The sequence below is a fragment of the Kaistella sp. SH40-3 genome (assembly GCF_030686865.1).
Classification (GTDB): domain Bacteria; phylum Bacteroidota; class Bacteroidia; order Flavobacteriales; family Weeksellaceae; genus Kaistella.
The window spans coordinates 410,121-432,631 of record NZ_JAQYUS010000001.1 but is presented as its reverse complement, the minus strand read 5'-3'; the positions used below and the strand labels follow the sequence as shown (position 1 = coordinate 432,631).

The 22,511-nt window shown below is 35.8% G+C and carries 26 protein-coding genes and 1 pseudogene; 16 read left to right on the top strand and 11 right to left on the bottom strand.

Going from position 1 to position 22,511, the window contains the following annotated elements; translation table 11 throughout:
* Positions 1 to 39: 39 nt before the first annotated feature.
* A complete protein-coding gene (locus tag PUH65_RS02010) occupies positions 40 to 729 on the top strand; it encodes a uroporphyrinogen-III synthase (protein WP_305518187.1) in 690 nt (229 codons plus the stop codon).
* 32 nt (positions 730 to 761) lie between these two features.
* Entirely contained in the window at positions 762 to 1,790 is a 1,029-nt protein-coding gene (gene hemE, locus PUH65_RS02005; protein WP_305518185.1) for a uroporphyrinogen decarboxylase, read from the top strand.
* A gap of 52 nt (positions 1,791 to 1,842) precedes the next feature.
* Here the strand turns inward: hemE and PUH65_RS02000 are convergent, their stop codons facing one another.
* Positions 1,843 to 2,367 carry a GNAT family N-acetyltransferase gene (locus PUH65_RS02000; protein ID WP_305518184.1) on the bottom strand — a complete coding sequence of 175 codons (525 nt, stop codon included), beginning with the start codon at positions 2,365 to 2,367 and terminating at the stop codon, positions 1,843 to 1,845.
* Complete coding sequence (locus PUH65_RS01995; protein ID WP_305518183.1) at positions 2,367 to 2,843, bottom strand: YdeI/OmpD-associated family protein; 477 nt, start codon at positions 2,841 to 2,843, stop codon at positions 2,367 to 2,369. The genes PUH65_RS02000 and PUH65_RS01995 overlap by 1 nt, the downstream gene beginning before the upstream one ends.
* 70 nt (positions 2,844 to 2,913) lie before the next feature.
* On the opposite strand from PUH65_RS01995, the gene PUH65_RS01990 reads away from it, so the two are divergent.
* The 4 genes from PUH65_RS01990 (at position 2,914) to PUH65_RS01975 (ending at position 6,401) form a co-directional block, all read left to right on the top strand.
* A complete protein-coding gene (locus PUH65_RS01990) occupies positions 2,914 to 3,345 on the top strand; it encodes an META domain-containing protein (protein ID WP_305518182.1) in 432 nt (143 codons plus the stop codon).
* Between the two features lie 100 nt (positions 3,346 to 3,445).
* Positions 3,446 to 4,687: a GTPase HflX gene (gene hflX, locus PUH65_RS01985; RefSeq protein WP_305518181.1), complete on the top strand. Its 1,242-nt coding sequence runs from the start codon at positions 3,446 to 3,448 to the stop codon at positions 4,685 to 4,687.
* Between the two features lie 79 nt (positions 4,688 to 4,766).
* Complete coding sequence (locus tag PUH65_RS01980; protein WP_305518180.1) at positions 4,767 to 5,687, top strand: glutaminase; 921 nt, start codon at positions 4,767 to 4,769, stop codon at positions 5,685 to 5,687.
* Positions 5,688 to 6,401, top strand: a complete 714-nt coding sequence (locus PUH65_RS01975; RefSeq protein ID WP_305518179.1) for a DNA alkylation repair protein — start codon at positions 5,688 to 5,690, stop codon at positions 6,399 to 6,401.
* Positions 6,402 to 6,450: 49 nt separating this feature from the next.
* Here PUH65_RS01975 and PUH65_RS01970 read toward each other — a convergent pair whose 3' ends face one another.
* Entirely contained in the window at positions 6,451 to 6,834 is a 384-nt protein-coding gene (locus PUH65_RS01970; protein WP_305518178.1) for a group III truncated hemoglobin, read from the bottom strand.
* Positions 6,835 to 7,045: 211 nt separating this feature from the next.
* Between PUH65_RS01970 and PUH65_RS01965 the strand changes: the two genes are divergently transcribed.
* Together PUH65_RS01965 and PUH65_RS01960 are read left to right on the top strand one after the other, a co-directional pair.
* Positions 7,046 to 8,005 carry an ion channel gene (locus tag PUH65_RS01965; protein WP_305518177.1) on the top strand — a complete coding sequence of 320 codons (960 nt, stop codon included), beginning with the start codon at positions 7,046 to 7,048 and terminating at the stop codon, positions 8,003 to 8,005.
* Between the two features lie 6 nt (positions 8,006 to 8,011).
* On the top strand, positions 8,012 to 8,503 hold the full coding sequence (locus tag PUH65_RS01960; RefSeq protein ID WP_305518176.1) for a YkgJ family cysteine cluster protein: 492 nt from the start codon (positions 8,012 to 8,014) through the stop codon (positions 8,501 to 8,503).
* 78 nt (positions 8,504 to 8,581) lie between these two features.
* On the opposite strand, the gene PUH65_RS01955 is transcribed toward PUH65_RS01960, so the two are convergent.
* Together PUH65_RS01955 and PUH65_RS01950 are read right to left on the bottom strand one after the other, a co-directional pair.
* The gene (locus PUH65_RS01955; protein WP_305518175.1) at positions 8,582 to 8,899 is read right to left on the bottom strand and encodes a bacteriophage spanin2 family protein; all 318 of its coding nucleotides are present in this window, start codon (positions 8,897 to 8,899) and stop codon (positions 8,582 to 8,584) included.
* A 63-nt stretch (positions 8,900 to 8,962) separates the two neighbouring features.
* Positions 8,963 to 10,177 carry an aminoacetone oxidase family FAD-binding enzyme gene (locus tag PUH65_RS01950; protein WP_305518174.1) on the bottom strand — a complete coding sequence of 405 codons (1,215 nt, stop codon included), beginning with the start codon at positions 10,175 to 10,177 and terminating at the stop codon, positions 8,963 to 8,965.
* A gap of 193 nt (positions 10,178 to 10,370) precedes the next feature.
* Between PUH65_RS01950 and PUH65_RS01945 the strand changes: the two genes are divergently transcribed.
* Entirely contained in the window at positions 10,371 to 10,910 is a 540-nt protein-coding gene (locus PUH65_RS01945) for a thioesterase family protein (protein WP_305518173.1), read from the top strand.
* Positions 10,911 to 10,934: 24 nt separating this feature from the next.
* Entirely contained in the window at positions 10,935 to 12,005 is a 1,071-nt protein-coding gene (thiL, locus tag PUH65_RS01940) for a thiamine-phosphate kinase (protein WP_305518172.1), read from the top strand.
* A gap of 194 nt (positions 12,006 to 12,199) precedes the next feature.
* Here the strand turns inward: thiL and rpmA are convergent, their stop codons facing one another.
* Together rpmA and rplU are read right to left on the bottom strand one after the other, a co-directional pair.
* Positions 12,200 to 12,457: a 50S ribosomal protein L27 gene (gene rpmA, locus PUH65_RS01935; RefSeq protein WP_290219841.1), complete on the bottom strand. Its 258-nt coding sequence runs from the start codon at positions 12,455 to 12,457 to the stop codon at positions 12,200 to 12,202.
* A 35-nt stretch (positions 12,458 to 12,492) separates the two neighbouring features.
* A pseudogene (rplU, locus tag PUH65_RS01930) lies at positions 12,493 to 12,912 on the bottom strand (50S ribosomal protein L21); the annotation flags it as partial.
* A 202-nt stretch (positions 12,913 to 13,114) separates the two neighbouring features.
* Here rplU and PUH65_RS01925 point away from each other — a divergent pair.
* Positions 13,115 to 14,206: an acyltransferase family protein gene (locus tag PUH65_RS01925; protein WP_305518170.1), complete on the top strand. Its 1,092-nt coding sequence runs from the start codon at positions 13,115 to 13,117 to the stop codon at positions 14,204 to 14,206.
* Between the two features lie 34 nt (positions 14,207 to 14,240).
* Here PUH65_RS01925 and PUH65_RS01920 read toward each other — a convergent pair whose 3' ends face one another.
* The gene (locus tag PUH65_RS01920) at positions 14,241 to 14,486 is read right to left on the bottom strand and encodes a hypothetical protein (RefSeq protein WP_305518169.1); all 246 of its coding nucleotides are present in this window, start codon (positions 14,484 to 14,486) and stop codon (positions 14,241 to 14,243) included.
* Between the two features lie 160 nt (positions 14,487 to 14,646).
* On the opposite strand from PUH65_RS01920, the gene PUH65_RS01915 reads away from it, so the two are divergent.
* The 3 genes from PUH65_RS01915 (at position 14,647) to PUH65_RS01905 (ending at position 17,386) form a co-directional block, all read left to right on the top strand.
* Positions 14,647 to 15,225 carry a tRNA-(ms[2]io[6]A)-hydroxylase gene (locus PUH65_RS01915; RefSeq protein ID WP_305518168.1) on the top strand — a complete coding sequence of 193 codons (579 nt, stop codon included), beginning with the start codon at positions 14,647 to 14,649 and terminating at the stop codon, positions 15,223 to 15,225.
* A gap of 73 nt (positions 15,226 to 15,298) precedes the next feature.
* Complete coding sequence (locus PUH65_RS01910; protein WP_305518167.1) at positions 15,299 to 15,919, top strand: DUF502 domain-containing protein; 621 nt, start codon at positions 15,299 to 15,301, stop codon at positions 15,917 to 15,919.
* 90 nt (positions 15,920 to 16,009) lie between these two features.
* Positions 16,010 to 17,386 carry a tryptophanase gene (locus PUH65_RS01905; RefSeq protein ID WP_305518166.1) on the top strand — a complete coding sequence of 459 codons (1,377 nt, stop codon included), beginning with the start codon at positions 16,010 to 16,012 and terminating at the stop codon, positions 17,384 to 17,386.
* A gap of 113 nt (positions 17,387 to 17,499) precedes the next feature.
* On the opposite strand, the gene PUH65_RS01900 is transcribed toward PUH65_RS01905, so the two are convergent.
* Together PUH65_RS01900 and msrB are read right to left on the bottom strand one after the other, a co-directional pair.
* The gene (locus tag PUH65_RS01900; RefSeq protein WP_305518165.1) at positions 17,500 to 17,682 is read right to left on the bottom strand and encodes a CPXCG motif-containing cysteine-rich protein; all 183 of its coding nucleotides are present in this window, start codon (positions 17,680 to 17,682) and stop codon (positions 17,500 to 17,502) included.
* A 41-nt stretch (positions 17,683 to 17,723) separates the two neighbouring features.
* Positions 17,724 to 18,218, bottom strand: a complete 495-nt coding sequence (gene msrB / locus PUH65_RS01895) for a peptide-methionine (R)-S-oxide reductase MsrB (RefSeq protein ID WP_305518412.1) — start codon at positions 18,216 to 18,218, stop codon at positions 17,724 to 17,726.
* A gap of 113 nt (positions 18,219 to 18,331) precedes the next feature.
* Here msrB and PUH65_RS01890 point away from each other — a divergent pair, with 113 nt between their 5' ends.
* Positions 18,332 to 19,576, top strand: a complete 1,245-nt coding sequence (locus tag PUH65_RS01890; protein WP_305518164.1) for a DUF445 domain-containing protein — start codon at positions 18,332 to 18,334, stop codon at positions 19,574 to 19,576.
* Positions 19,577 to 19,583: 7 nt separating this feature from the next.
* On the opposite strand, the gene PUH65_RS01885 is transcribed toward PUH65_RS01890, so the two are convergent.
* Positions 19,584 to 20,591 (bottom strand): quinone-dependent dihydroorotate dehydrogenase, encoded by a 1,008-nt coding sequence (locus PUH65_RS01885; protein ID WP_305518163.1) that lies wholly within the window; start codon positions 20,589 to 20,591, stop codon positions 19,584 to 19,586.
* 163 nt (positions 20,592 to 20,754) lie between these two features.
* On the opposite strand from PUH65_RS01885, the gene PUH65_RS01880 reads away from it, so the two are divergent.
* Positions 20,755 to 22,506, top strand: a complete 1,752-nt coding sequence (locus PUH65_RS01880; RefSeq protein ID WP_305518162.1) for a TrkH family potassium uptake protein — start codon at positions 20,755 to 20,757, stop codon at positions 22,504 to 22,506.
* The last annotated feature ends 5 nt before the right edge of the window (positions 22,507 to 22,511 follow it).

The window sequence follows — 22,511 nt, the reverse complement described above, 5'->3', positions numbered from 1 at the left end:
AATACGCAACAGTATTTTAATTATTGATAAATATTTTTAATGAATATTCTGTTTACAAAAAAATTGGATGAAAAAGAAGTTTCTAAAATTATTGGAGCGGAATTTTCAACTGATTACTTAGAGGTTATCAAGATCAATCTTCTTGACGTTGCACCATTCTCGTTGGGAAATAAATCTTTGGTTTTTACCAGTGTAAATGGAGTAGAGTCATTTTTCAAAAATGGTTTTAAACCGCATGAAAACTTTGCGGACAAAAATTTTAACAAAATTTATTGTGTCGGAAAGAAAACCAAAGCACACTTGCGGAAATATGGTTTTGGAGTTTTTAAAACCAAAAAAAACGCAAAAGAACTTTCAGAATTTATTGTAGACAATTGTGGAAAAGAAAAGTTTCTTCACTTTTGTGGAAATCTGGCTTTAGATATTCTTCAGGAAAAATTACCGTTGCAAAATATCGCTTACAAGAAAGTAGTTGTTTATGAAACTGAATTGTTGTATCCTAAACTGGAAAAGAATTACGACTCAATTGCGTTTTTCTCCCCGAGTGGCGTTCGCAGTTTCGTTAAGAATAATAAATTAGATTTTCAGCAAATCTACGCCATTGGCGAAACGACTGAAGCAGAAGTTAAAAAACATACCACCCAGCAAGTATTTACGGGCAAAGACAATGATCTAAGTGCTTTGCTTAAATTGATAAAAAAAGAAGGAGCAGCCCTAAACTGCCATTAAGAAACTTCGGTTTCTGATTTTATTTAAAGATTATGATTAAAAACGATTTATATTTAAAGGCATTAAGAGGCGAAACAGTAGAACGTCCGCCGGTTTGGATGATGAGACAGGCAGGAAGATTTTTGCCTGAATTCCGTGCAATGCGTGATGAATATGATTTCTTCACCAGATGCCGTACGCCAGAATTAGCGTCGGAAATTACCATGATGCCGATTCGCAGATATCCTTTGGATGCCGCGATTTTGTTCTCGGATATCTTAGTTGTTCCCCAAGCGATGGGAATGGATTTCGAGATGAGAGAAGGAGTTGGTCCTTGGTTAGAAAAACCAATCCGTACTTTAGAAGATGTTCAAAATATCGAAGTTCCTGATGTTAATGAAACCTTAGGATACGTTTTTGATGCTATCGAATTGACTTTGATTAAACTAGACAATGATATTCCATTAATTGGTTTTGCTGGTTCACCATGGACAATCCTTTGCTACTGCATCGAAGGTAAAGGTTCTAAAGCGTGGGATGTTGCTAAAAGTTTCTGTTTCAGAAATCCGGAAGCAGCCCATTTATTATTAAAGAAAATCACCGATACTACGATCGCGTATCTGAAAAGAAAAGTAGAGAAAGGTGTTTCGGCTGTTCAGGTATTTGATTCTTGGGGCGGATCGTTGTCACCGGAAGATTACCAGATTTTCTCCTGGCCTTATATCAACCAGATTGTAGAAGCCCTAAGTCCATTAACTCACGTTGTAGTTTTTGGTAAAGGATGTTGGTTCGCTTTGGAAGAAATGACTTTATCTAAAGTTTCTGCTTTGGGTGTTGACTGGACAATTACTCCAGAATTAGCAAGAACACTAACCAATCATACGATGACTTTACAGGGGAATTTTGATCCTAACCGATTAAACTCTTCACCAGAAACCATCACGAAAATGGTAACAGAAATGATCAACCGTTTCGGGAAAGACCGTTACATCGCCAATCTTGGACACGGGATTTTACCAAATATTCCGTTAGAAAATGCAGAAGCATTTATTAGAGCGGTAGTGGACTGGAAACCGAACTAAAAGGTTTTTATACATATAATAAGGACACCTTCAAAAGAGGTGTCCTTTATTTTTAAACAATATGATCGGTTTCATAATACGACAAATCTTCCGGATCATCAGGAAGGTGAACAGTAGAATGGTATTTCAGGCCAAGTTTTTCGATGAGTTTTTGGGAAGCGATATTTTCTTGGGTGGTAATTGCAGAAATCTTTTTTAAACCAAATTCCGAAAAGGCAACTTCCATTAATTTTTTTGATGCTTCATAACCATAGCCTTTTCTTTCAAATTCAGGTAGAAAAGAAAAGCCGATATCTGGAACATTTAAACCATCACGCACATAAATTCCAATATTACCGATCTTTTTATTATCGGATTTCCGTATAATTACGAAACTTCCAAATCCATGTTTTTCTACATGAGGTAGAAATTTCTCTTTAATGTAATTTTCGGCATTGTCAACAGTGCGCAGATTCCGGTCGCCAATAAATTTGATGAAGTTCGGTGAGGTATAAAGTTCCAGAATAAATGCAGCATCTTGTGTTTTTACCAGGTTTAGAATAAGTCGTTCTGTTTCAAGTCTTTTTGTTTCTTTCATTAAATTCCTTTTTTTCTTGCTAAGATCAGTTCAATCATTTTTACTTTTCTTTTTTCTCGGGTTTCTGGTTTTTTCGCCTCTACAATCCAGCGAATATACTCTTTCCGATGCGTATAACTTATGGCATCAAATAATTCTTTTGCCTTTAAATTTTCATTAAAAACAAGTATAACATCATCTGGAATAATTACCGTTCTTTCTTCTTTATCTTCCCAAAGTTTTATAGAAACTTTATCACCAAAAGATTTACCAAGTTGGTTCCGGATTTCCTGAGTTAAACCCAAAGTATGATAATCACTTTTCATTTTAACTAAACTTCCGCGGTACTCAACTTCACCATCAAAGATTGCTTTAATTTTCACCAGTCCTTTTTTACCAAAGTATTCTTCAGTAGAGAACGGACATTCAATATAAGCAGCATTAATATCACCACTTTGCAAAATCACTGTTTTGAACGAAATAACATCTTTTGTCATGATAAAATTAAATTCAAATATATAAAAATGGATGGCACAGATATAGTAATGTAAAAGGAAATTTTTAAAAATGAAAAAATTATTGATAGGCTTTATTGCTGTATTCGGACTTTTGTTATTGTCGAACTGTACGGCTCAAACCAAAGTACCTGAAAACACAAAACGCGAATGGATGTTAGTAGAATTTCAGGATTTTAGTAAAGAACTAATGATGAGCAACAAGGCAAATCTTAATTTAACTGATCAAAACGAACCCGGAAAATTTTCTGCAAATATGGGCTGTAACAATATGTTTGGTTCAGCAAATTTTAATGCAGATGGAACGGTGAAGTTTTCACAAATCGGAAGTACAATGATGTTTTGTGATAAAGCAATGGATTTAGAATCTGCCTTTGCGAAAGCACTTCCAACAATGACCAATTATAAAATAGAAGGACATTATTTAACATTAAGCAACGCAAGCGGAAATAAAATGAAGTTCGTGGCTGCTGACTGGGATTAAAAATTAAAATATATTTATAAAAATCTCCGGTTATTTTATCTGAGATTTTTTAATGGTAAAATCAAAGTATTATCTTTGTACAAATGCCGAAAGGAAATTTATGCTAGACAAAAAAGAACATTTATACGAAAAAGCCGTATTAGTCGGCTTAGTTACTCAAAATCAAAGTGAAGAAAAACTCTTTGAATATCTTGACGAATTAGAATTCCTGGCGTTAACTGCAGGGGCCTCAGTCGACAAAAGATTCATTCAGAAATTGACGCAACAGGATCCTAAAACTTTTATTGGAAGTGGAAAGGCACAGGAAATAAAAGAATATGTAAAATCAAACGGAATAGGAACCGTAATTTTTGATGATGAACTTTCGCCTTCTCAATTGAAGAATCTTGGAAAAGAAATGGAAGACGTTAAAATCCTCGACAGAACCAATTTGATTCTTGATATTTTTGCCCAAAGAGCCCAAACGTCTTACGCAAGAACTCAGGTGGAACTTGCTCAATATCAATACTTACTCCCAAGATTGAGCAAAATGTGGACTCACCTTGATAAGCAAAAAGGGGGAATTGGAATGCGTGGTCCGGGAGAAACAGAAATTGAAACCGACAGAAGGATTATTCGAGACAGAATAACGTTATTAAAGGATAAACTAAAAACCATCGATAAACAGATGGCGACGCAAAGGCAGAACCGTGGTAAAATGGTTCGTGTTGCGTTGGTAGGTTATACCAATGTGGGGAAATCTACTTTGATGAACGCCATTTCCAAATCTGATGTTTTCGCTGAAGATAAATTATTTGCAACTTTAGACACAACGGTAAGAAAAGTGGTTATTGGGAATTTACCTTTCTTATTAACAGACACGGTTGGGTTTATTAGAAAACTTCCGACTCAATTGGTAGAGAGTTTTAAATCAACTTTGGACGAAGTTCGGGAAGCAGATTTATTGATTCACGTTGTTGATATTTCGCATGAGAGTTTCGAAGATCACATCAATTCGGTAAATCAAACTTTAATGGAAATCAATGCGCATCAAAAACCGATGATCATGGTTTTTAATAAAATTGATGCCTTTGCTTACGAGAAAAAAGAGGAAGACGATTTAACTCCGGAAACCCGAAAAAACATTTCTCTAGATGAATGGATGAAAACCTGGATGTCAAAATCCCAATATCCGACGGTATTTATTTCTGCTTTAAACAAAGAGAATTTCCCGGAAATGAAGAAGATGATTTACGAAGAGGTTTTGAAAATTCATACGGCCAGATTCCCGTACAATGACTTCTTGTTTGAGTATCATGATGAGGAAGCGGAAGAAACAGAATCAGAAAAATCCGAAGATTAAAATATAAGGCGATAGCGCACTTTAAAAAAATGCTTGATTAATTTTAAGCATTTTTTTTAACCCTAATTCTATAAACTTTATGAAACCTGATTATCAAAGAATTATTTCAAATGTTTACGAAGAGATCTTAGCAAAGCCCAATATAGGCAAGGTTCCCGATTACATTCCGGAAATTGCCTGCATTGAAGAAAGCAAATTTGGCGTTAATTATACCGATTTAAATCTGAATAGTTTTGGATGTGGCGACTTCCGGGAGAAATTTTCCATTCAAAGTATTTCTAAAGTTTTTGCGCTGTCATTTGTTTATGAAGAATTGGGTGAAAAACTATGGAAAAGAGTCGATGTGGAACCCTCGGGAAATCCCTTTAATTCTTTGCTTCAGCTAGAGGCTGACCACGGAATTCCACGAAACCCGTTCATCAATGCTGGGGCGCTCGTTATTTGTGATATCTTATTGGAGATCTGCGAAAACCCAAAAGAGAAACTCCTCGAATTTATTCGCAATCTCGCGGAAGATGATCAGATTTTCATTAATGAAAAGGTTGCTCAAAGTGAAATAGAGAACAGTTTCAGAAATACGGCTATGTGTAATTTTATGAAATCGTTTGGCAATATTCACAACAGACCTACGGCGGTTATTGATCTGTACTGTCATCTTTGTTCTATAGAAATGACTTGCGAACAGTTGAGTAAAAGTTTTTTATACCTTGCAAATGGCGGTAGAAAACCGTCTGATAATACCCACGTTTTACCTTTCCTGAAAGCCAAAAGAATTAATGCGATTTTGCTGACCTGTGGTTTCTATGATGAATCAGGCGAGTTTTCTTTTCTTGTTGGTCTGCCCGGAAAAAGTGGAGTAGGAGGAGGAATTATTGCGATTTTACCCCAGAAATATTGCATTGCGGTTTGGAGTCCGAAACTTAATCCAAAAGGGAATTCCTACCGTGGCATGAAGTTCCTGGAAAAATTCACCACGCTAACAGGCGAAACAATTTTCTAAATGATTGATGAAATAAAATCTGCGCTACAAGAACTTTCCATTATAAAAAAGAAAGAATTTCTGCCCAAATTTTTTAAAGCGGGGAAAGGCGAATATGCTGAAGGTGATCAATTCATTGGCGTTACTGTTCCCGACCAAAGAAAGGTTGCTAAAGAATATTGGAATAAAATTTCATTAACTGAATTGGGAGAACTTTTATCTTCACCCATTCACGAACACCGGCATTGCGCATTATTTATCTTAGTTTCAAAATTTGAGAAATCGACAAATCACGAGGAGAAAAAAGAAATAGTCGGGTTTTATTTAGAAAATAAGAAACAGATTAACAATTGGGATTTGGTCGATACTTCCTGTTATAAAATTTTAGGACGCTATTGTTTTGAAAATCAAGATGATTCAATTCTCATCAACTTATCGGACGAAGAAAATCTTTGGAGCAAAAGAATTGCCGTAGTTTCAACAATGTTTCACGTGAAAAAAGGTTCATTTGACTTGCTTAAAAAACTGGCAATCAAAAACTTAAATCACGAACACGACATAATGCATAAAGCAAATGGCTGGCTTTTGCGCGAAATGGGTAAAAAAGATGAACAGCAACTTTTAGATTTTCTGAATCTTCATTATCAAATAATGCCACGTACTTCTCTTCGGTATGCCATCGAAAGATTAGATGAAAATCTTCGTCAGGATTATTTAAAAGGAAGAATTAAATAGAATCTTTCTTTTAGAATTTCTGACTTTGGAAATCCACGCCGAAAATCATTTAACGGGTTTTTCTGGCAACTTCCATTTTATGACCCATTAAATTTGCAATATTCGTGGCTTTGTAAATTGCCAGATCAGCCATTTCACCCGTGAAGTTTTCTTCCACAGTCGCAGTCCACAATTTCACCCAATGTTGAAAATGAGATTTCTCCATCGGAACCTGCGCATTGATAGGGAAGTGGATCGCCATGGGATTTCCTTTGTAAGAAATCTGTCCAAATAAAAGCGTCTCCCAAAAAGAATACATCTTCGGCAAGTGGTGCGACCAATCTACCTTTGCCACGTCATTAAAAAAGAATCCAATCGTCTCATCCTTCTGAACTTTGTCATAAAAACGATTCACCAAATCCTCAATATCCTGTCGCGTTTCCAAATTTTTCATAGGTCAAAATTAGTCAAAATTTTCAGGTTTGATTTATGACTACAATCATTGTTTTTTTTTGGGGCGGACAATTCGTGCTATCCGCTCCTACTCCTCTCTCACCGGCTCCACTTCGTTTCGCCGGTTCACTGTGGGGTAACCGCTTCTATCACGGCCGCAGATTTCGCATAAAATAAACTTCAGTTTCCTCATTTTCAACTAATTTTGCACTATGGCAATTTTAAAAAGTAGACTTTCCCATTTAGAATCTCGCGATGACACTGGCTTCAGTTCCAATGCCAGCGGTAGATTCATACACAAAGACGGAACGCCAAACGTCAGAAGAGCCGGTTTATCAAATCCTTTACAAAAATACAGTTGGTATCATACCATGCTCGATTTACCTTCCTGGAAGTTTATTCTACTTTTAATTACGGGTTATATAATTGCGAATATCTTTTTCGCCCTGCTTTATTATGCTATTGGGATTGAGCATCTTACCGGCATCGATGAAAGTACGCCTTTCAATGAGTTTACCGATGTTTTCTTTTTCAGTTCCCAAACATTTACCACTGTAGGATATGGCCGTATTGCACCTGTCGGTTTTTTGGCCAGCATGTTGGCAACCTTCGAAGCGTTTCTTGGATTATTGGGGTTTGCCATTGCAACAGGATTATTTTACGGAAGATTTTCCCGCCCGCGCGCTTATTTGAAATTTAGTAAAATCGCTTTGATTGTTCCGTTTGAAGGAAGTTCTGCTTTGATGTTTAGAATGGCACCTTTTAAAAATAATCTTTTAACAGATGCTCAGGTAATCCTCACTTGTGCCATAGAAGATGCAGATGAGAAAGGCGAATTAAAAAGCAAGTTCTTTACATTAAGAACGCAGATCAACAAAATTAATACGCTTTCTCTCAACTGGACCGTGGTTCATAAAATCGATGAAAGTTCGCCCTTTTTTGAATTGACGAAAGAAAACTTTGAAACAATGGATGTAGAAATCTTTGCTCACATTCGGGCCTTTGATGAAGTTTTTTCGAATACGGTTGTACAGCGGACTTCTTATTCATCTCATCACAAAGAAATTATCTTTGCACAAAAGTTCAACATGATGTATGCACCATCGAAAGGTCAAAAAAAAACAATTTTAAATCTGGATTTAATAGATTCTTACACTCCTTATTCCATTTAGCAAATTATGAACTTAGATTTCTATAAAATTCAGGCCCTTCAAAAACAGAAAGAACACAAAAAATTTCTGGAAGGCCTGAAGAAAAAACCACCCAAGAATCTTGATTATATCGTGCAGGAAACACACGATGAGGTTTTTGAGAAAATCGACTGTCTGCAATGTGCGAACTGCTGCAAAACAACTGGCCCCCTTTTTACATCAAAAGATGTAGAGCGAATTGCCAAACATCTCAAAATGAAAGTTGCAGATTTCGAAGATAAATTCCTTCAGACGGATGAAGATCAGGATCTTGTTTTACAAACTCTTCCGTGTTGGTTTTTAAATGATGATAATACCTGCTCAATCTACGAAGTGCGGCCAAAAGCCTGTCGGGAATTTCCACATACTGATCGAAAAAAAATCTATCAAATTAATAATTTGACCATCAAAAATACTTTGATTTGTCCGGCTGCGTATGAGTTTGTAGAAAGGATGCAAAAGAATTTAGAAAAGAAATAGACTATTTTTTAATGATGATTCAAAAAAAATAAGCCATCTCAAAACGAGATGGCTTATTTATATGTAAAAGTTTTCAACTTAAATCGGTACAAAAATTACAGCAGCAATTGCAGCCAGACCGACTACTACAGAAGAAAATAAATCTAATTTCTTCGCTTCCCGCACGTCGCTTTTCTTAATAACGACGTCTTCCCCGGATTTTAGTTTTCCGTAGATATTTTCGTCATCTAATTTTAAAACTTCAAGTTTGATGACTTTCGCATCATTGGTTTGAATGGTGTATTTTTGGTACAATTCGAGGGAATTATTTTGCATTGGTTTCTGAAGACTTACCACACGTGTTTGACACGAGGTCAACAACAAAAGGAATAAGACGAAAGCAAATATATTTTTCATTTCTTTTTTTAATTTGTCCAAATTTAATAAAATTAATGTTTACAGGACTGATTTTCTCTGAATTTAAAATTGACTCGAATTTAAATCCTGCGCAATTAACCAGGCTTCACTCCAGCATGCCTGGAAATTAAATCCACCGGTAACTGCGTCGATATTTAAAACTTCTCCGGCAATATAAAATTGAGGAAGCATTTTTGATTTCATGGTTTTAAAATCAATTTCTTTTAAATCTATTCCGCCGGCCGTCACAAATTCGTCCTTGTAGGTTGATTTTCCATTGACCTTCATTTTGTTCTCGCAAAGATGTTGCAGAATTTTCTGAAGTTCCTGTCCGGAAATATTAGAAATATTTTTATCTAAATCCACTTTTGACAGCCAAAGAATCCGGTGCCAAAATCGCGTCGTGATTTCGAATATTTTTGAACTGCCAATAGTTTTCTTTGGATGATCCTGTCGGAAGTTTTTAAAAGTTTCTTCAGCCGTTTCTATGTCGATTCCTAAAAAATTGACGATGATTTCAAACTGATATTTTAGTTCTGCAAGTTCACGTGCTTTCCATGCCGATAGTTTTAAAATCGCAGGCCCGGAAAGTCCCCAGTGCGTAATCAACATCGGTCCGGATTCATCCATTTTTAATTGTGGGATTGAAACTTCAGCATAAGGAAAACTTGTTCCCATTAAATCTTTTAAAGTATCATTTTTAATATTAAAAGTAAAAAGAGAAGGAACGGGTTCTACAATTTTATGACCGAGACCTTGAATCATTTTCAAAGACTTGGGTGAACTTCCAGTTGTATAGACAATATAATCAGCCCAATAGGTAATTGTGTTTGTCGTAATTAAATATTGATTTCCTTTTTCTGCAATTTCTAAAACGACAGATTTGGTGTGCGTTTGAAAATTCTTTTTGACGACTTCTTCCTCTAATGTGTTAATGATCGTCTGCGAAGAGTTGCTTTCCGGAAAAATTCGGTTATCGTTTTCAATCTTCAACGAAACATCTCGTTGTTCAAACCATTCCATGGTGTCGCCGGGTTGAAATTTGTGAAAGACACTTAACAATTCTTTATTTCCTCTTGGGTAAAACTGCACCAATTCTTTCGGATCAAAACAGGCGTGAGAAACGTTGCATCTGCCGCCACCGGAAATTTTTACTTTTTGTAAGACGTCAGAATTTTGCTCCAGAATGATTACTTCAAACTTCGTTTCGTCGAGATTCGCAGCACAGAAGAATCCTGCCGCGCCGCCACCGATGATGATGATTTTCTTTTTTGCCATAATAAGTTGCAAAAATACTATTTTTCTAAACCATCATTAATGCTTATTTTTGTTAATTATAAATAATGCTTTAATCGAAGCGAAATCTGCGCCCCGACTTGAACGGAAATCCTTTTTTTTGCACAGGCAATAGCCTGGGTAAAAAAGATTGGGAGTGGAAGGCGGATAAGGCGTCCAAATAAAAATATTAAAAATGTCTGATTATCATTATAAATTCGAGGTTCGCTGGAGCGATATCGATGCCAACAAACACTTGGCAAATTCTTCTTACGTGATGTATTGCGCACAAACCAGAATGGCGTTTATGAACACGCATAAAATGGGTTTAAAAGAATTAAGTTATTGGGGAATTGGACCGGTAATTTTACATGAGCGGTATTCTTTTTTTAAGGAAATTTACGCGGATCAAACGGTTTTCGTTTCCTTAGAAATTGCTGGAATGTCGGAAGATGCGAGTATTTACCAATTCGTTCATAAGTTTTATTTGCCCGATGGTACACATTGCGCAACTGCCGAAGCAACGGGAGTTTGGATCGATACTATGTTAAGAAAATCAACAACACCGCCTGATGATGTTTTGGAAGTGATGAATGAGTTCAAAGGTAAAAATGTAAAAGTTTTGACCAGACAAGACCTGAAGGATTTGCCTTTTAAGCCTGAAAATGTGGAAGCGTTTCACAAGAAAGGCACCTTTACCTGGAAAAAAGATAAAGACGAAAAAACTGCGGAGTAATTTCCCAAAATTTAAATTAAAAATATGTTAGAAGATAAAAATCCTGAGTTAACTCCCATTTCAACTTATGGTGAATTTGGTTTGATTAAACATCTTACCGAAAACTTTAGTTTTGTAAATCCTTCTACGGAAGTTTCTATCGGTGATGACTGTGCGGTAATTAATCCGGAAGGTCAGAAAGTCGTGGTTACAAGTGATGTCCTGGCGGAAGGCGTTCACTTTAATCTAGGTTATGTTCCCTTAAGACATTTGGGTTATAAAGCGGTAGTGACGAACCTTAGTGATGTTGCTGCAATGAACGCGGTTCCAACTCAGATTCTTGTATCACTCGCGATTTCCAGCCGTTTTCCGGTGGAAGCGCTGGAAGAAATTTATGCCGGAATTGCCTTGGCTTGTAAACATTACAAAGTCGATTTAGTAGGTGGAGACACCACGAGTTCTACTTCTGGTTTAGTTATTACAATTACTGCAATCGGATTAGAGCATTCTGAAAACTTAGTAAAAAGAAATGGTGCGAAGCCCCATGATTTACTTGTGGTAACAGGCGATTTAGGTGGTGCCTACATGGGTTTACAAATTCTGGAAAGAGAACATGCGGTGTTTTTAGCGAATCCGAATATGCAACCCGAAATGGAAGGTTACGATTATATTCTTGAAAGACAATTGAAGCCGGAAGCACGTACAGACATTAAGAAAATTTTGAAAGAACTGGATATTCACCCAACTTCTATGATTGATGTTTCTGACGGTTTGTCTTCTGAGACTTTGCATTTATCGGATCAAAGTAAAGTTGGTTTCAGAATCTACGAAGAAAAAATCCCGATGGATTCTTTAACGATTTCTACTGCCGAAGAATTGAACTTAAATCCTGTGATGTGTGCCTTAAGTGGCGGTGAGGATTATGAATTATTATTTACCATCGCACCTGCAGATTTTGAGAAAATTAAAAATCACCCGGATTTCACGATTATCGGTCACGCTGTAGATTTGGATCAGGGAAATTATTTAGTAGCAAGAGGAAGTAGCGAACTAATTCCGTTGAATGCTCAAGGTTGGGACGCTTTCCTGAATAAAGATAAAAATGAAAGGAATTAAAATAAATCATTTTTCCATTCAGTTTCTGATTTAAAGAAATTTAGGAAATAAAATATTACTCCATAAAAGCCTATTTGTTTAAAAGCATTTAGATTTTTTTAGTTTAGTCCGTATCGTAATTAATTTTTAAAAACAGACCACAAAAAAACCCAATCTTTCGATTGGGTTTTATATTTATCAAAACGCTTTTTGAATTATGCGTTTGGTTCAATAGATACAAATGATCTGTTGTTTTGTTTCTTTCTGAAAACTACTTTACCATCGATCAAAGCGTGCAAAGTGTGGTCTTTACCCATCCCTACGTTTTCACCTGGGTGATGTGTTGTACCTCTTTGTCTCACGATGATGTTACCGGCGATAGCCTCTTGTCCTCCGAAAATCTTAACACCTAATCTCTTAGAATGCGATTCTCTACCATTTTTGGAACTACCAACTCCTTTCTTATGTGCCATTTTATTTTAAGGTTTTTTGGTTAAAATTATTCAGCGGTTTCGCTGTCCGATTTTTTGGTTGTTTTTTTAGCAACTGGAGCATCTTCCGCAACTACTGCTGCTTTCTTTGCTTTCGGTGCTGCTTTTTTCTCTTCTTTCTTACTATCGAAACCAGTGATTCCAGTAATTTGAATTTGAGTTAAAGACTGTCTGTGACCGTTTTTCTTTTCGTATCCTTTTCTTCTTTTCTTTTTGAAGATGATTACTTTATCGGCTTTCAGGTGATTGATGATTTCAGCATCAACAGTGATACCGCTTACAGCCGGGGCGCCGATTGTTGTAGAACCGTTTACAGTTAAAAGAACTTTATCAAAAGAAACTTTTCCTCCGATATCGCCTTTCAAACGGTTTACAAACAATTTTTGGTCTTGCTCAACTTTATATTGAAGCCCTGCTATTTCTACAATTGCAAACATTGTTTATAAATTTTGTTAGTTAATTCGAGGTGCAAAAGTAATAAATATTTTTCAATTATCCACAATACATTTTTAAATATCTGAAAATCTTTTGAACCAGGCAGTTATGTATTTCATTAATGAAGCAGAATTGCCATTTATTTTTCAAATGAAATTAATCTTCTCATGTGATTTTTAATTACTTTTGATTTTTAAACAAAATATGAAAAGAGATCTCTACATTGACTTTGCAAAAGGTTTTGCCACGCTTGCTATTATCTTTATCCACACTGTTTTTTGGTCGGGGCAATTTTATGTTCCAACCGAACTTCGGGTTTTATCCTTATTAATAGATGTTCCTTTGTTTTTTGCTTTAAGTGGTTTGACTTCTGGAGGGAATATAGAAAAGACGCTTTATCGATTGCTCAAGTTGCAGATTACTTTTATGATTTTTGTGACCTTTCTTTTCTTCCTCGATTATTTATTTAAAGTTTTTGGCTTAAATGTTTTTGGTCTCGATTGGATGAGAAATTTCTATTCCACTTTCGGCTCTAAATATGTTCCTCAAAATATTTCTGATGTTCCTCAATTGCAAAACCTTGGAAACTGGTATCTTCATCAATACACAAATGCGGATACTTTCCCTGTCGTGATGGGAAGTTTTTGGTATTTGAAAGTCTATTTTATATTAACCGTCTTTGGCGTTTTAATTTTGAGATTCTTTCCAAAACACATCAACTGGTTTATCGCACTTTGTTTAGGGTTAACTTTTATATTTAATGTTTTCCCCCAATACTATCCTTCTGGACAAGTTGGTTATGTGGCTCTATACTTAGGAATCTTTTTAATTGCCCATCAATTAAAAGGTAAAAAAATCCCTACAAAATGGATTCCTTTCCTTTATGGAATTCTACTCTTAATTCTCGTTTTCTTATTTTGGAATTTCGGAAAAGAATTGTTTTTAAAAATGAACAAAGCCAAATTCCCACCGAAGTTCCTGTACATCTTCTGGTCGAGTTTTTCATTGTTAACGCTTTTCGTTCTGTACAACCGTTTGAAAATCAGCAAAAACAATTTCATAACCTACATTGGTAAGAATGCAATCTTCTATTATTTCGCACAGGGAATGAGTTCTTCTTTGGTGTATTTTATTGTTGTCCTGTTAAAGGATTCTTTACCCTGGGGAATTCTACTGATATTGATTTTCGCTATTAATATTCTATTGGCAGTGACCATCGCCGAAGGTTTGAAAAAAGTCGATGCTTTTGGTTGGAGAATCCTGGAGTTTCTACGTAAAAAAACTGCTTCAGTATAAACTGAAGCAGTTAATAAATTTATAAAAAAGATAATTAATCTCTTTTGCCGCCCCCTCTTGCAATAATTGCAATAAGGATGATTACGAATAATGCACCAATTACCCAATAAAGTGGATTGGTAAACCATTGTTCAGTAGTGGTCGTTTTTGTTGTTGTAACATCAACATTTAAATCTGGTGTTTTTGTTGCCTCTTGTGCTAAGGCCCATGTGCTGAAGAAAAAAGTCAACATAAAAATTCCAAATTTTTCCAGTCCGTTTTTTAAAGGTAAAGTGTTCATAATAGTTTATTTTTTTAATGTTATTTATTGATTATTCAACATTTATGCCATATCTAAGGCTTTAATTAATTCACAAATCAAATTAATTGAGATTTTAACAAATACTTCAGCAATAAACCGATGCTTTTTATTTCATTAAATTTACGCCAAAATTAAGACGATGTTTAAATTAAGACTTTTGACCGATCCCCGCTGGGCAAATATTGCAGAAGGAAATTTAGAAGAAATTCTAACCGATCATGCCTGGTGTGAGCAGAAAGCAACTACGAATGCAATTACGATCATTACCATGTGCCCGGAATATCCTGAAATCGTAACCGAACTTTTGAAAATCGCCCAAGAAGAATTAGAGCATTTTCAAATGGTTCATGAAATCATAAAAAAACGCGGGTACGAATTCGGTCGGGAACGAAAAGATGATTATGTAGGTCAGTTGTTCAAATTCATTGTTCAGGGAACGAGAAAGGAATATATTATTGACAGAATGCTTTTTGCAGCAATGATTGAAGCCAGAAGTTGTGAACGGTTTAGAGTTTTAACGGAGAATATAAAAGATGAAGAACTGAAAACCTTTTATAAAGACCTTATGATTTCCGAAGCCGGACATTATACGACATTTATTGGGTTTGCAAGACAATTAGGAGATGTAGACAAAGTGAATGCACGCTGGGAAGAGTGGCTGGATTATGAAGCAGAAATCATAAAATCCTACGGAAAAAAAGAAACCATCCACGGATAAAATTTTTCTAAATTAAGTCTGAAATTTTCCTATTTTTACCAAACTGAAATGGGAAATTTCCGACTTTAAAACAATGACTAAAACCCGATTTGAACAAATACTGAATATTCTGGCAAAATCTTTTTTCCAGGGCTTGCTCATTATCGGACCTTTTGCTTTAACGATCTGGATTATCTGGTATATCGTTTCAAGTATCGATAATATTATTCCGTCATTATCAGAACAGTTTTATCCGGGAATTACGTTTTTAATTGTAATCGGTTCCACCACGTTAATTGGTTTTTTAGGAAGTAAATTTATTATTGGTCGAGTAGTTGTTGACAGTTTCGATTATCTACTTGAACACACGCCGGGAATTAAATTCATCTACACTTCTTTAAAAGATGTAATGACTTCTTTCGTTGGTGACAAAAAGAAATTCAACCAACCGGTTCTCATTAAAACTACAGAAAATCCCGCTATTTGGCGCATCGGATTTTTAACCCAAAGTGACCTTTCCTCCGTTGGTTTTCCGGAACACGTTTCGGTTTATCTGCCACATTCGTATGCGGTTTCGGGTTGGGTGGTTTTTGTTTTGGCAACGAATATTACCATTTTAGAAAATGTTACCGCCGCACAGGCAATGAAGTTTGCCGTAAGTGGAGGTGTTGCAGGATTTCATTCAGATGACAATGTTTTCAAAGCGCCGGAATGATTTGTAATCAGTAATGAGCAGTAAGTAATTTTTATACTTATTGCTCACAGTTTTTTTACTTATTACCAATTATTTATCACTCATCCTTATATGAAATTACCATACGCAGAACCATTTAGAATTAAAATGGTGGAAGAAATTCGTCAATCCACAAAAGAAGAAAGAGAAGAATGGCTCAAAAATTCAAAATACAATTTGTTTAATTTAAAGTCATCTCAAGTTTATATCGACTTGTTAACCGATTCGGGAACTGGTGCGATGAGCGACCAGCAATGGGGCGCGATGATGACTGGTGACGAAAGTTACGCAGGTTCTAAAAGTTTCGAAAAATTACACGAAACGGTTCAAAAGATCACAGGTTACAAATACTTATTACCGACTCACCAGGGAAGAGCCGCTGAAAATGTTTTGTTTTCCGTTTTGGTAAAAGATGGTGATGTCATTCCTGGAAACACACATTTTGACACTACAAAAGGGCATATCGAAATAAGAAAAGCCCACGCAATAGATTGTACGATTGATGAAGCCTTTGATATTGAAGATCCTCATCCATTTAAAGGAAACATCAATTTAGAAAAATTAGAAGAGGTTTATAAAAAGTATCCAAAAGAAAAAATTCCGTTCTGTTTAATTACGATTACTTGTAATTCTTCTGGCGGACAACCTGTTTCATTAGAAAATATGAAAGCGGTGAAAGAACTTTCGGACCGATATGGAATTCCTATTTATTTTGATTCTGCCAGATTCGCGGAGAATGCCTATTTCATTAAAATGAGAGAGAAAGGTCAGGAAAACAGAACCATTAAAGAAATTGCAAAAGAAGCATTTTCTTACGGAGTTGGTATGACCATGAGTTCCAAAAAAGATGGTCTCGTTAACATCGGCGGATTTATCGCTTTGAATGACGCTGATATTTTTAAAAAGGCTTCTAACTTCACCATTATTTTTGAAGGATTCATCACTTATGGCGGAATGGCCGGTAGAGATATGGCGGCATTAGCGGTTGGCTTGAATGAAGCCACAGAATTTGAATATTTGCAAAGCCGTATTTCACAGGTAGAATATCTGGGAAATAAATTAATTGAGTTCGGAATTCCTGTGCAGAAGCCAATTGGTGGTCACGCAGTTTTCATTGATTCTTTAAAGTTTTTACCAAACATTCCAAGAGAAGAATATCCTGCACAAACTTTGGCAAACGAGATCTACATCGAAGCCGGCATCAGAACTGTTGAAATCGGAACATTGTTAGCAGACCGCGATCCTGAAATGCGCATCAACAGATATCCGAAATTGGAACTGGTTCGTTTGGCAATTCCGCGCAGAACGTACACGAACAATCATATGGATTATATTGCGGTCGCCATTAAAAACGTATATGACCGAAGAGATGAAATTCAAAAAGGATATAATATCGTTTGGGAATCTGAAATTCTACGACATTTTACAGTGGAATTAGAAAAAGCCTAAACACTTCTTTTTACTTTAAACATAAAAAACCTCGGCTTTCGTCGAGGTTTTTTGCTTTCTAAGATTTCTTTTTTTTTAAACCAATTTTAAAAATTGTTGGTTTTTTTAAAGATTTACTGCTCAATACTCACCGCCTCAAAACCGACTAATTCTTCAGACTCAAACGTCACATGTAATTCTATCGGATTACAGCAAACCTCGCAATCTTCGATATACGTTTGGTTTGGAACCGACGGATCCAAAAGCGCGGAGATTTCTTCCCAACAATATGGACAGGTATAAAAATATTCTAACATGATTTAATGTTTGAGCGGTTTTATTTTAACAGAAGCTATTTCTATTTTGTGGCAGTTTCACTGTCTCCTACGAATTCCAAACTTACAGAATTCATACAGTAGCGGGTTCCGGTCGGAGCCGGTCCATCATTGAAAACGTGTCCTAAATGCGAATCACATCTTTTGCATAAAACTTCAATTCTTTCCATTCCGTACGTAGAATCTCTTTTATAAGCCGTTCCTTCTTTGTCTGCTTCGAAGAAACTTGGCCAGCCACAAGTTGACGCAAATTTAGCATCTGACCGGAATAAATGATTGCCACAGACCGCGCAATAATAATCCCCTTTTTCATCATAGACATTGTATTTACCGGTTCCAGGCCTTTCTGTATGGGCTTCTCTTGCGACGGCATATAAATCGGGATCCAGGATTTTTTTCCATTCTGAATTGGGAACATCCAGTTTTGTTCGGTCTGTTCGCGAATAGTATGGATTGTTTTTTGTAGTTGAATTTTCCATTGAGGTAGATTTTTCGGGTTGTTTAACTTGAGAACACATTTGCAACGAAACGCAAAATAATATTGAAAGGATGATTTTCATAAATTTAAAATTGATTTTTAGAAATCGTATCGATTAAAGTTTTGCGGATCAAATTTAGTATATTTGAAATAATGAACGATACAGAAAAAAAGATACAATTAAGGAAGTACAAAATGTTTGCCACAGGACTTTTTGTTTTGATGGCCGTTGTTTTTGTGGTAATGACTATTTTAGAAAAAGAAAATCCCGCCCATTGGATTGGTTATATCCGTGCGTTTTCTGAAGCGGCGATGGTTGGTGCTTTAGCTGATTGGTTCGCAGTTACCGCCCTTTTTAATTATCCTTTAGGAATCAAAATTCCGCACACCAATTTAATTGAAAACAGCAAGGAAAGAATTGGCGATAATCTGGGGAATTTCGTGGTTGAGAATTTCCTTTCTCCTCAAAATATTCGTCCGTATATTCAAAAAATAAAGATTTCAAATTTTGTTGGTGAGTGGCTTTCCAAAGAACGCAACCAGGAAAACTTGATGAAGGAGGTTTCGAATATCATTCTGGATATTTTGAATAAATTAGATGACACTGCGGTTGTAACTTTCATTGGTAAAAAGGCGAAGGAAATGTCTGACGATTTAAAAATTAATGAAATCATCGGGAATGGACTCGAATATTTTTTAGATAAAAAAGACCACCAAAGATTTATCACGAATCTTTCGAAACAGATTAAAGAATATGTTTTGAACAACCAGGAAATGGTGAAAGAAAGAGTGAAAAGTGAAAGTTATTTTTTGATTCCAAAATTTGTAGATAATAATATTGCCGACAAAATTACCAACGGACTTTCGAAATATTTTGAGGAAGTTGAATTGGATGAAAACCATTCCTTAAGAAACGAAATTACACAGAAACTCTATTCTTTTTCAACTGAAATTAAAACGGAAGAAAAATGGGTTGAAGAATTCCGAAACATTAAAAATGATTTTCTAAAAGAAGAAAAAATACAACAGTATTCGACCGACATTTGGAATTCCATTAAAAAGTCTTTATCCAAAGAATTGGAAGAAGAAAATTCGGCCTTGAAAAATTATATCAAAAAAAATCTCGCAGAACTTTCTCAGAATCTACAAAACGACGAGGTTTTTCAAAATAAAATTGATGGATGGGTTCGTGCAACTGCTTATAAATACATTCTAAAAAACACGCATCAATTCGGTGCATTAATTAGTTCAACCGTTGGAAATTGGGAAGGAAAAGAACTCAGCGCAAAACTGGAACTGGAAGTCGGAAAAGATTTGCAGTTTATTCGCGTAAACGGAACTTTGGTCGGTGGATTAGTTGGATTGCTAATATATACGATCAGTAATTTCTTTATTTAAAATCCTGCTACAAACCCACTAAAATCTTCTTATTAATTTCCGCAATCAATTCCGGACCTTCATAAATAAATCCAGTATAAAGTTGAACCAAACTTGCGCCTGCTTCTAATTTTTCCAACGCATCTTCCGCCGTGTGAATTCCGCCAACACCAATAATTGGGAAGGCTTTTCCGCTTTTTTCGGATAAAAATCTGATGACTTCGGTCGAGCGTTTTGTTAATGGTTTCCCGGAAAGGCCGCCCGTTTCTTTTTTGTTTTCGGAAGTTAAGTTTTCGCGGGATAGCGTTGTGTTTGTCGCAATAACTCCAGCAATTTGGGTTTCTTTAACAATATCAATAATATCTAAAAGTTGCGTATTCGTTAAGTCCGGTGCAATTTTCAGCAGAATTGGTTTTGGTTTTTTCTTTGTTAAATTTAATTGTTGTAAAGTTCCGAGCAGTTTTGTCAAAGGCTCTTTATCCTGAAGTTCCCGCAGATTTGGCGTATTCGGTGAACTTACATTAACCACGAAATAATCAACGTGATTAAACAATTTTTCAAAACAGATGATATAATCGTTGACGGCTTCTTCATTCGGCGTAATCTTATTTTTACCGATATTTCCGCCGATCAAAACATTTTTATTTTTCTTTAAACGCTCAACCGCAGCATCAACTCCGCCGTTGTTAAAACCCATTCGGTTGATGATTGCAGAATCTTCTTTTAATCGAAACAGTCTTTTTTTAGGATTCCCGTCTTGCGCTTTTGGAGTTAATGTTCCGATTTCTACGAAACCAAATCCTAAGTCTGAAAGTTCGTTGAACATTTTCGCATCCTTGTCGAAACCTGCGGCTAAACCAATCGGGTTTTTAAATTTCAACCCAAAAACTTCTCTTTCTAACCTTTTATCTTCAATGGGTTTTGGAAGAAAAATTTTTCCTAAAAATGGGAAATTCTTTAATAATGAAAAAGTAAAATAATGAACTTCTTCTGGATCAAATTTGAAAAGAATGGGGCGGATAATGGATTTGTACATAAGAATTGGGGTTGTAGGCAAAAATAAGCAAAATAGGAGCGGTGCGGAAAATCTTTCTGTGATTTCTCCCAAATAAAATGTTTTTAATCTATTTTATTTGAAATTTATTTACATTCGTAGTACTTAAAAAATCTAAAAACTGTTTTGCTGTTACTTTTAAACGATGTGGAATAAAAAATTAAACCTTATTTCTTTTTATACAAGTCTTTTAGCCGTATTGATCATGATTGTCGAGACGGGTTTCTTCGATGAGTTTCTGTTCCGCAGTCAAATAATTTATTTCTACGATTTCAGTTTTATTCTGACACTTTTCAATATACTGTATTATAATATTTACAAAAAAAGCCCTGCTACCAAGAAGATCTGGCCTTTGGAAATTCTGGTAACGTCTTTAATAGTGGTGTATTATCTGGCCCGTTTAGAATACAACTTTTTCCCCACGCGGACGTTCCAGTTCTTCAATCTTCGGCTGTTGTATGTTTTGATTGTCCTCTGTTTCATTCGGGATTTCTCCAGTTTGAATATTAATTTTAAGAGAACTTTTATTAATCCTGCGCAACTTTTCATCTTAAGTTTTCTGGCCATTATTTTATTTGGGACCGCACTGCTCATGATGCCTCACGCTACCGTTAACGGAATTAAACCTTTAGATGCTTTGTTCACAGCGACCAGTGCAGTGTGCGTTACGGGATTAATTGTTTTGGATACTGCAAAAGATTTTACGCTTTTTGGGAAGATTATTATCATTTCTCTCATTCAAATTGGTGGCTTGGGAATCATGACTTTCGCAAGTTATTTCAGTTATTTTTTCCGTGGTGGCGCCTCTTATGAGAACCAGATCAGTCTCGGTGAAATGACGAGTTCTGATAAATTGGGCGAGGTTTTTAATACCCTGAAAAGAATTATCGTCATCACCGTTCTTATCGAAGGTTTAGGCGCAGTTTTCATTTACTCCACTTTGGATCTGTCTTTATTGGATGGTTCGGTGAATAAAGGAATTTTCTTTTCTGTATTTCACGCTATCTCTGCTTTCTGTAATGCCGGATTCTCTACGCTGAGCGGTAATTTATATGAGCCTCGTTATCAATTTAATTACGGTTTACATTTTACGATTGCTTCCTTATTTGTTTTCGGAGGACTCGGGTTTCCAATTGTTTACAACGTCTACACCTATTTAAAACATCTGATTAAAAATATCATTCGTTCTCTTTTGAGTAAAGAAAAATTTCACCATACGCCGTGGGTGATCAATTTAAATTCCCGAATTATTTTGGCCACTACTTTCCTGCTCCTCTTATTCGGAACGGTGTCGATTTATTTATTTGAGTATGATGGTGCCTTAAAAGGTCACTCTACTTTTGGTGCTTGGATCGAAGCATTTTTTATCTCTGCAAACAACAGAACTGCAGGATTTAACACCATTGATGTCAGTTTAATTTCTGCACCAACTTTGATGATCTGTATATTTTTAATGTGGATCGGTGCTTCACCCGCATCAACCGGAGGTGGTATTAAAACCAGTACTTTTGCAATAGCCGTTTTAAATATTATCAGCTTGACAAAAGGTAAAAAAAGAACAGAAATTTACCGTCGTGAAATTGGCGAACATTCGGTAAGAAGAGCGTTTGCAATTATTGCATTATCTCTGTTTGTGATCGGCGTGGGAATCTTTCTCCTTGTTATTGTAGAGCCTGATAAGGATTTGCTGACTTTGTCTTTTGAAGCGTTTTCGGCCTTTTCAACCGTGGGTCAAAGTATTAATACAACTCCCAATTTGTCATCTGCCGGAAAAGTGATCATTATCGCGATGATGTTTATCGGCAGAGTAAGTATGTTCTCTTTATTAATCGCCATTATGAAGCGGGAGAAATACTACAATTACCGATATCCAAAAGAGGAAATTTTAATTAATTAAATAAG

Coding starts and splice junctions, on each gene's coding strand:
- PUH65_RS02010 (WP_305518187.1), top strand. CDS start 40: ATGAATATTCTGTTTACAAAAAAATTGGATGAAAAAGAAGTTTCTAAA.
- hemE (WP_305518185.1), top strand. CDS start 762: ATGATTAAAAACGATTTATATTTAAAGGCATTAAGAGGCGAAACAGTA.
- PUH65_RS02000 (WP_305518184.1), bottom strand. CDS start 2,367: ATGAAAGAAACAAAAAGACTTGAAACAGAACGACTTATTCTAAACCTG.
- PUH65_RS01995 (WP_305518183.1), bottom strand. CDS start 2,843: ATGACAAAAGATGTTATTTCGTTCAAAACAGTGATTTTGCAAAGTGGT.
- PUH65_RS01990 (WP_305518182.1), top strand. CDS start 2,914: ATGAAAAAATTATTGATAGGCTTTATTGCTGTATTCGGACTTTTGTTA.
- hflX (WP_305518181.1), top strand. CDS start 3,446: ATGCTAGACAAAAAAGAACATTTATACGAAAAAGCCGTATTAGTCGGC.
- PUH65_RS01980 (WP_305518180.1), top strand. CDS start 4,767: ATGAAACCTGATTATCAAAGAATTATTTCAAATGTTTACGAAGAGATC.
- PUH65_RS01975 (WP_305518179.1), top strand. CDS start 5,688: ATGATTGATGAAATAAAATCTGCGCTACAAGAACTTTCCATTATAAAA.
- PUH65_RS01970 (WP_305518178.1), bottom strand. CDS start 6,834: ATGAAAAATTTGGAAACGCGACAGGATATTGAGGATTTGGTGAATCGT.
- PUH65_RS01965 (WP_305518177.1), top strand. CDS start 7,046: ATGGCAATTTTAAAAAGTAGACTTTCCCATTTAGAATCTCGCGATGAC.
- PUH65_RS01960 (WP_305518176.1), top strand. CDS start 8,012: ATGAACTTAGATTTCTATAAAATTCAGGCCCTTCAAAAACAGAAAGAA.
- PUH65_RS01955 (WP_305518175.1), bottom strand. CDS start 8,899: ATGAAAAATATATTTGCTTTCGTCTTATTCCTTTTGTTGTTGACCTCG.
- PUH65_RS01950 (WP_305518174.1), bottom strand. CDS start 10,177: ATGGCAAAAAAGAAAATCATCATCATCGGTGGCGGCGCGGCAGGATTC.
- PUH65_RS01945 (WP_305518173.1), top strand. CDS start 10,371: ATGTCTGATTATCATTATAAATTCGAGGTTCGCTGGAGCGATATCGAT.
- thiL (WP_305518172.1), top strand. CDS start 10,935: ATGTTAGAAGATAAAAATCCTGAGTTAACTCCCATTTCAACTTATGGT.
- rpmA (WP_290219841.1), bottom strand. CDS start 12,457: ATGGCACATAAGAAAGGAGTTGGTAGTTCCAAAAATGGTAGAGAATCG.
- PUH65_RS01925 (WP_305518170.1), top strand. CDS start 13,115: ATGAAAAGAGATCTCTACATTGACTTTGCAAAAGGTTTTGCCACGCTT.
- PUH65_RS01920 (WP_305518169.1), bottom strand. CDS start 14,486: ATGAACACTTTACCTTTAAAAAACGGACTGGAAAAATTTGGAATTTTT.
- PUH65_RS01915 (WP_305518168.1), top strand. CDS start 14,647: ATGTTTAAATTAAGACTTTTGACCGATCCCCGCTGGGCAAATATTGCA.
- PUH65_RS01910 (WP_305518167.1), top strand. CDS start 15,299: ATGACTAAAACCCGATTTGAACAAATACTGAATATTCTGGCAAAATCT.
- PUH65_RS01905 (WP_305518166.1), top strand. CDS start 16,010: ATGAAATTACCATACGCAGAACCATTTAGAATTAAAATGGTGGAAGAA.
- PUH65_RS01900 (WP_305518165.1), bottom strand. CDS start 17,682: ATGTTAGAATATTTTTATACCTGTCCATATTGTTGGGAAGAAATCTCC.
- msrB (WP_305518412.1), bottom strand. CDS start 18,218: ATGTGTTCTCAAGTTAAACAACCCGAAAAATCTACCTCAATGGAAAAT.
- PUH65_RS01890 (WP_305518164.1), top strand. CDS start 18,332: ATGAACGATACAGAAAAAAAGATACAATTAAGGAAGTACAAAATGTTT.
- PUH65_RS01885 (WP_305518163.1), bottom strand. CDS start 20,591: ATGTACAAATCCATTATCCGCCCCATTCTTTTCAAATTTGATCCAGAA.
- PUH65_RS01880 (WP_305518162.1), top strand. CDS start 20,755: ATGTGGAATAAAAAATTAAACCTTATTTCTTTTTATACAAGTCTTTTA.